Below are 6,490 nucleotides of genomic sequence, written 5' to 3' on the forward strand. Positions count from 1 at the left end.
CCCCCCCGCCGCCCCATCCCCCTGGGGACCACGGCATGCACGGCATGGGAGCGCACGACGGGCACCACGCGGAGCCCAAGCCCGCGCCGGATCCGCTCCTGGATTCCCGGGACGAAATGGTCCACGACATGTCCACGGGCATGTGGGCGGACGACAACGCGGGGGGCTTCGCCTGGGGCAAGCTGGTGAAGCTCACGGGGCCCCCGTTCTGGTCCGCCATGTTCTCCCGCTTCAAGACGAAGCTCCAGGCGGGCGAGGGCTACCGGATGGCTTCACCCGACCTCAAGGGCGGCCCCGGGTTTCTCAAGCGCGTCTGGAGCACCCCCCTGGGGCGGTATGTCACGGAGCAGGTGGAGCTGGCGCCGCGCCAGGGCGACTTCGACAACATCCACATGGCGCCTCCCATGCGCGCTCCGCCGAGCATCCGCTACCTCTACCCCCAGAAGGAGCTGCGGCTGGATGAGATTGTCATGGCTCCCTTCTGCATCCATGACTGCCTTCACCTGCACTGGCGCTGGCTTCCCACGGGCGAGAACGAGACGTGGATGTGGGGCTGGGATGAGACCGGCCCGTATGCCGTGGCGGGGGTGCCCCACATCCCGGTGAATCAACACCTGCGCGTGGAGATGGAGTCCACCCATGCGTTCGTCTACAGCGTCCACGCGGACACGGCCATGCCCGCGGGACAATGGCAATACGTCCTGCATGAAGGCCTGGCGTATGGACTCAACGCGAACCCGCAGTGGCTGGCCAGGCTGATGCAGACCGGCACGGCGCTCCTCGAGAGGTGGCCCCCCGCCGCCGCGCTCTCGTGGGCGATGTTCTACTGGGCGCTGCGCTACCGCGATGACTCCGGCAAGGCCGCCGAGCTGCTGCTCGAGGATTGCGCCCCCGGCCCTTGAGCCAAAGTCCTCTCAGAACACCGCCACGCCAGCGGTGATGCTGAACAGGAAGCCGCCGTGCTGGGTGAGGTCCACGGCGGTCGCGGTGAGGAAGTCCTTCTGGCCGCCGTCGCGCATCTCCCAGTTGTCCTCGCGCAGCCGGAAGCCCCAGCCCACGCGCGTGCCCAGGTAGAGGGGCCCCAGCGAGCGGCGCACGCCCACGCCCACCGTCGCCACCGGCGTGAGCATCCGGTCCGCGTACCGCCGCTCCTCGCCGTTCACCTCCGACCACGTCTCCCCGCCGAAGTTGAAGCTGGTGCCCGCTTCGAAGAAGGGACTCGTGGGCACCTCGCCCAGCGGATACAGCCGGACCAGGGGGCCCACGCGCAGGCCCCACGCGCCCGCGCCGCCGCTCACGTTGAGCCCCAGCCACGGCTTGAGCCGGTACTCCACCTCGCCGCCGAAGATGCCGGACGGGCTGTTGAAGCCCAGCGCCACGCCCAGGTCCAGCGTCGTCATGCCGGAGCGGAAGGAGCGCTTCACCGCCGCCTCGGACGCATCGCGGCCCATGGAGTCCTGGCCCATGCTCCCCGACGTCGGCGCATCCACCGCCAGCGTGGAACCGGACGCGCTCCGGGACTCCAGCGCTCCGGACTCCTCCTGCGTCGCGGGCGCGAAGTCGTTGGCGGGGCGCTCCTCCGAGGGCGCGGACATCGGCACCTCCTCCTGGCTCGCGGCGCCCAGCTTCTCGGCTTCCGCGAGCACCGACTGCGCCATCACCACCGCGCCCTTGTCGCTCAGGCTGGGATTGACGAACTCATACGCCAGCGTCTTGGTGCGCACGGGCTGCGCGGTCGTCTGCAATTGATACGTCAGCCGGTACTTCTCCCCCACGCGGGACACCCTCGCGGTGACGTTCACGTCGGAGGAGCCCTCGTGCTGCGGATCCATCAGGATGGACTCCGACCCCGCCGCCTTCACCGCCTCCGCGATGCCATACCGCGTCTTCGCAGCCACGGTGCCCGCGCTCAAGCCCGGAGCGTCCACCTCGCTGCCCACGTCGGTGAGCTGGAAGTAGACGGGGTCGGCCAGGGAGGACAGGGGCAGAAGGGTTGCGGCCAGCAGCATGCTGGTACGCACCCGGAAAGCGGTGGGGCGCATGGGACAGGACCTCGAAGTTGTATGGGAAATGATTCGAGCTACCTGACGGCCTGTCGCTGTTCCTATTCACCGCCAGCGGACAGCTCGAGTGTGTCCGTTCCTGGGACGCGCCTTTCGCGCAAGCGGTCAGCGCGGGCCCTGCCCCGTTCCCGTGCCCCCTGATTCCGGGGGCTTGCGCCGGCCGGATGCGCTGGCACGCGTCTCGCTTTGTCCCAGGCCCGTGGACATCCCGAAGGCCCGCCCTCCCCGCCGCAAACCCTATCTCCTGGTCGGACTGGGACTCGCCGTGCTCGTGGCGGTGACGGTGGGCCTTGGCCGGCTGCGCCCCGCCGCGCCCACGGTGGACCGGGCCTCGGTGTGGTTGGACACGGTGAAGCGCGGCCCGCTGGTGCGTCAGGTGAAGGGCGCCGGCACGCTCGTCCCCGAGTCCATCCGCTGGCTCACCGCCGACACCGCCGGCCGCGTGGAGCGCATCCACGTGCGGCCCGGCGCCAGCGTCACGGCGGGCACGCTCCTGATGGAGCTGTCCAACCCGGACGTGCAGCTCCAGGCGCTGGAGGCGGAACGCCAGCTCGCGAGCGCCGAGGGTGACTTCCTGGAGCTGCGCGAGGTGCTCCAGACGCAGCGGCTGTCCCAGCAGGCCGCCGTGGCCTCCCTCACCGCCGAGGTCGCGGACGCCGCTCGCCGCTCGCAAGCCAACATGGCGCTGTTCGAGAAGGCCTTCGTCGGCGACCTGGAGACGCGGCAGGCCACGGAGAAGGCGGAGGAGAGCCGCCAGCGTCTGGAGTTGGAGCGCCAGCGCCTGGACGTCATGGCCCAGAGCCTGCGCCAGCGCCTGGCCTCCCAGCAGGAGCAGGTGGAGCGCCTGAAGGCCGTGGCCCGCTTCCGCCGCCAGCAGGTGGAGTCCATGAAGGTGCTCGCGGGCGAGGACGGCGTGCTTCAGGAGCTGCCCCTGGAGCTGGGGCAGTGGGTGACGCCCGGCGTGCTGCTGGCCAAGGTGGTGAAGCCCGAGCGGCTGAAGGCCGAGCTGCGAATCGCGGAGACGCAGGCGCGCGACATCCTGCCGGGCCTCAAGGCGCTGGTGGACACGCGCAACGGCGTCGTCGAAGGCACCGTGGCCCGCGTCGCGCCCGCCGCGAGCCAGGGCACGGTGCGCGTGGAGATCACCCTGCCGGACGCGCTGCCCAAGGGCGCCCGGCCCGACCTCACCGTGGAGGGCACGGTGGAGCTGGAGCGGCTGAACGACGTGCTGTCCGTGGGCCGTCCCGCCGGGGCGCAGGCGGAGAGCACGCTGGCGCTCTTCCGGTTGCTGCCGGGCGGGGACGAGGCGGTGCGCATCCCGGTGACGCTGGGGCGGGGCTCGGTGAACGCGGTGGAGGTGGTGCAGGGGTTGGCGGAAGGTGATCAGGTGGTGCTGTCGGACATGACCGCATGGGATGCGGTGGAGCGCGTGAGACTGCGATGATGACGACGATGACGAACGACAGCGGTGCCCTGACTCCAGGCGCGGGCGTGGTGCCGGGCAAGGCGCTGCTCCAACTCGACGGCCTCACCAAGGTGTTCGAGACGGAGGAGGTGGAGACGCACGCCCTGTCCAACATCCACCTCACCATCCGCCAGAATGAATGGGTGGCCATCGTAGGGCCGTCCGGCTCCGGCAAGTCCACGCTGCTGGCGGTGCTGGGGCTGCTCGACACCGCCACGCGCGGCAGCTACCTGCTGGATGGCAAGAGCGTGCTGGAGCTGTCGCCCGCGGACCGGGCGAAGGTGCGCAACCAACACATCGGCTTCATCTTCCAGAGCTTCAACCTCATCGGAGACCTCACCGTCTTCGAGAACGTGGAGCTGCCGCTCACCTACCGGGGCCTGCCGGCGGCGGACCGCAAGCAGCGCGTGGAGCGGGCCCTGGAGCGCGTGGGCATGGCGCACCGGGCGCGGCACCTGCCGGGCCAGCTCTCCGGCGGTCAGCAGCAGCGCGTGGCGGTGGCGCGCGCCGTGGCGGGCGACCCGCTCATCCTCCTGGCGGACGAACCCACGGGCAACCTGGACTCGAAGAACGGCGAGGCGGTGATGCAACTGCTGTCGGACCTGCACAAGGCGGGCTCCACGCTGTGCATGGTGACGCACGACCCGGCGCAGGCGCGCATCGCCACGCGCACCGTGAGCCTCTTCGACGGGCGCGTGGTGCAGGACGAACAGCTTCGCTGAGGAGGATGCCCATGGAACGCCTGCTCAACGACCTGCGCTACGCGCTGCGGACCCTGCGCAATGCCCCCGGCTTCGCGGTGGTGGCGGTGCTGACGCTGGCGCTGGGCATTGGCGCGAACAGCGCGGTGTTCAGCGTGGTGAAGGGCGTGCTGCTGACGCCGCCGCCCTTCGTCCAGCCGGAGCGGCTGGTGCACCTGGCGCCCAACTTCGACGCCTTCGGGCTGAAGGAGGTGTCCAACTCCCTCCAGGAGTACCGGGACTACGTCACGCTCTCGCGGGCCTTCTCGTCGCTCGCGGCCTTCCGGTCCGATGACATGACGCTCACCGGCCAGGAGTCTCCCCGCCGCTTCCACGTCGTCATCGCCACGGCCTCCTTGCTGCCCACGCTGGGGGTCGCCCCGGTGCTGGGGCGCGGCTTCACCGAGGACGAGCAGACGCCGGGCCGGGACAAGGTCGTCATCCTCACGGACGCCGCGTGGCGCGCGCACTTCGCGAAGGACCCGGAGGTGCTGGGGCGCTCGCTGCGGCTGGACGGGGAGGCGCACACGGTGGTGGGCGTGCTGCCGCCGGGCGTGACCTACCCGGAGGACACGGAGCTGTACGTGCCCTTCGCGCCCACGCCGGAGCAGACGCAGGAGTCCAAGCGGGGCAACCGCTACCTGCACGTGTTGGCGCGCCTCAAGCCCGGCGTGACGCTGGACGCGGCGCGCGCGGACCTGGTGCGCACGGGCGCGGCGCGCACCCCGGACCTGGTGGACCAGTACAAGCAGGCGGGCTGGTCCATGGGCGTGAAGTCGCTGGAGGAGCAGGTGGTGGGCGGGGTGCGGGAGACGCTGTGGCTCCTCTGGGGGGCGGTGGGCTTCGTGCTGCTGGTGGCGTGCTCCAGCGTGGCCAACCTGTTGCTCGCGCGGGCGGTGGCGCGAGGCCGCGAGGTGTCCATCCGCGCGGCGCTGGGGGCGGGGCGCGGAAGGCTGGTGGCGCAGTTCCTCACGGAGAGCGTGGTGCTGTCGGTGGTGGCCGGCGCGCTGGGCCTGCTGCTGGCGATGTGGGGCACGGACGCGCTGGTGGCGGTGGTGGGCGAGGGACTGCCGCGCGCCCGCGAGGTGCGCCTGGATCTCCCGTCCGCGCTCTTCACCCTGGCGGTGTCGGTGCTCACCGGCGTCATCTTCGGGCTGGTGCCCGCGCTCCAGGCCAGCCGCACCGACCTGAACGCGGCGATGCGTGAGGGCTCGCGGAGCACCGGTGGCCATCGCACGGGCCGGGTGCGCTCCGCGCTGGTGGTGTCCCAGGTGTCGCTCGCGCTGGTGCTGCTGGTGGGCGCGGGCCTGTTCGTGAAGAGCTTCCTCGCCCTGCGGCGCGTGGACGCGGGCTTCACCTCCGAAGGCGTGCTCACCGGACAGCTGGCCCTGCCCCGGGTGACGTACCCGGAGAAGTCCCAGCAGGTGGCCTTCCAGCAGGGCCTGCTGTCCCGACTCCAGACGCTGCCTGGCGTGGAGTCGGTGGGGCTCACGAACGTGCTTCCGCTGGGGGGCGCCATGGACCACAGCTTCGACATCGAGGGACGCGAGCGGCTGCCGGGTGAGCTGTGGAAGGCGGTGGAGTACCGCGCCGCCACGCCCGGCTACCTGCGCGCCCTGCGCGTCACGCTGCGACAGGGCCGGCTCTTGGAGGACCGGGACGGGCCGGACGCGCCCTGGGCCGTGGTCATCAACCAGTCCTGCGCGAACATCTTCTGGCCCAAGGGGGATGCACTGGGACACCGGATGAAGCTGCACGGCCCGGACAACCAGTGGGCCACGGTGGTGGGCGTGGTGGACGACCTGCGCGAGTGGGGGCTGGATGTCCCCGCGCGTCCCGCCGCGTACTACGCGCTGTCGCAGCGGCCCTCCGAGTACATGGGGCTCGCGCTGCGCCTGAAGTCCGGGGACCCGGAGGCGCTGCGCGTCGCGGTGGAGTCGGAGCTGCGCGCGGTGGACGCGGACCTGCCGCTGTTCGATGTGTCGCCCCTGACGCGGCGGATGGACGATGCGATTGGCGCGCGTCGGCTGTCGGCGCTGCTGCTGGGCCTGTTCGCGGGCGGGGCGTTGCTGCTCGCGGCGCTGGGCCTGTCGGGCGTCATCGCCTTCTCGGTGGCGCAGCGCACGCGGGAGCTGGGCATCCGCATGGCGCTGGGCGCGGCGCGGGGGGACGTGCTCCGGCTGGTGTTGGGACAGGGGCTGCGGCTGTCGCTGGCGGGGGTG

5 protein-coding genes are annotated in these 6,490 nt (G+C 71.4%); 4 read left to right on the forward strand and 1 reads right to left on the reverse strand.

Features of this window, described 5'->3' with window-relative positions; genetic code table 11:
- Window positions 1–902 (forward strand): hypothetical protein (locus D7X74_RS38030; protein ID WP_233602432.1); only part of this gene is annotated, 902 nt, incomplete at its 5' end.
- 12 nt (window positions 903–914) lie between these two features.
- On the opposite strand, the gene D7X74_RS38035 is transcribed toward D7X74_RS38030, so the two are convergent.
- A complete protein-coding gene (locus D7X74_RS38035; protein ID WP_120537864.1) occupies window positions 915–2,042 on the reverse strand; it encodes a hypothetical protein in 1,128 nt (375 codons plus the stop codon).
- Window positions 2,043–2,262: 220 nt separating this feature from the next.
- Here D7X74_RS38035 and D7X74_RS38040 point away from each other — a divergent pair, with 220 nt between their 5' ends.
- The 3 genes from D7X74_RS38040 to D7X74_RS38050 all read left to right on the forward strand — a co-directional run.
- Entirely contained in the window at window positions 2,263–3,507 is a 1,245-nt protein-coding gene (locus tag D7X74_RS38040) for an HlyD family secretion protein (protein ID WP_120537865.1), read from the forward strand.
- Complete coding sequence (locus tag D7X74_RS38045; protein ID WP_370450855.1) at window positions 3,507–4,250, forward strand: ABC transporter ATP-binding protein; 744 nt, start codon at window positions 3,507–3,509, stop codon at window positions 4,248–4,250. Before D7X74_RS38040 ends, D7X74_RS38045 begins: the two co-directional genes overlap by 1 nt.
- An 11-nt stretch (window positions 4,251–4,261) precedes the next feature.
- Window positions 4,262–6,490: ABC transporter permease (locus tag D7X74_RS38050; RefSeq protein WP_147444384.1), on the forward strand; the 2,229-nt coding region annotated here is incomplete at its 3' end.

This window comes from Corallococcus sp. CA047B (assembly GCF_003612065.1).
In the GTDB taxonomy this organism is placed as follows: domain Bacteria; phylum Myxococcota; class Myxococcia; order Myxococcales; family Myxococcaceae; genus Corallococcus; species Corallococcus praedator.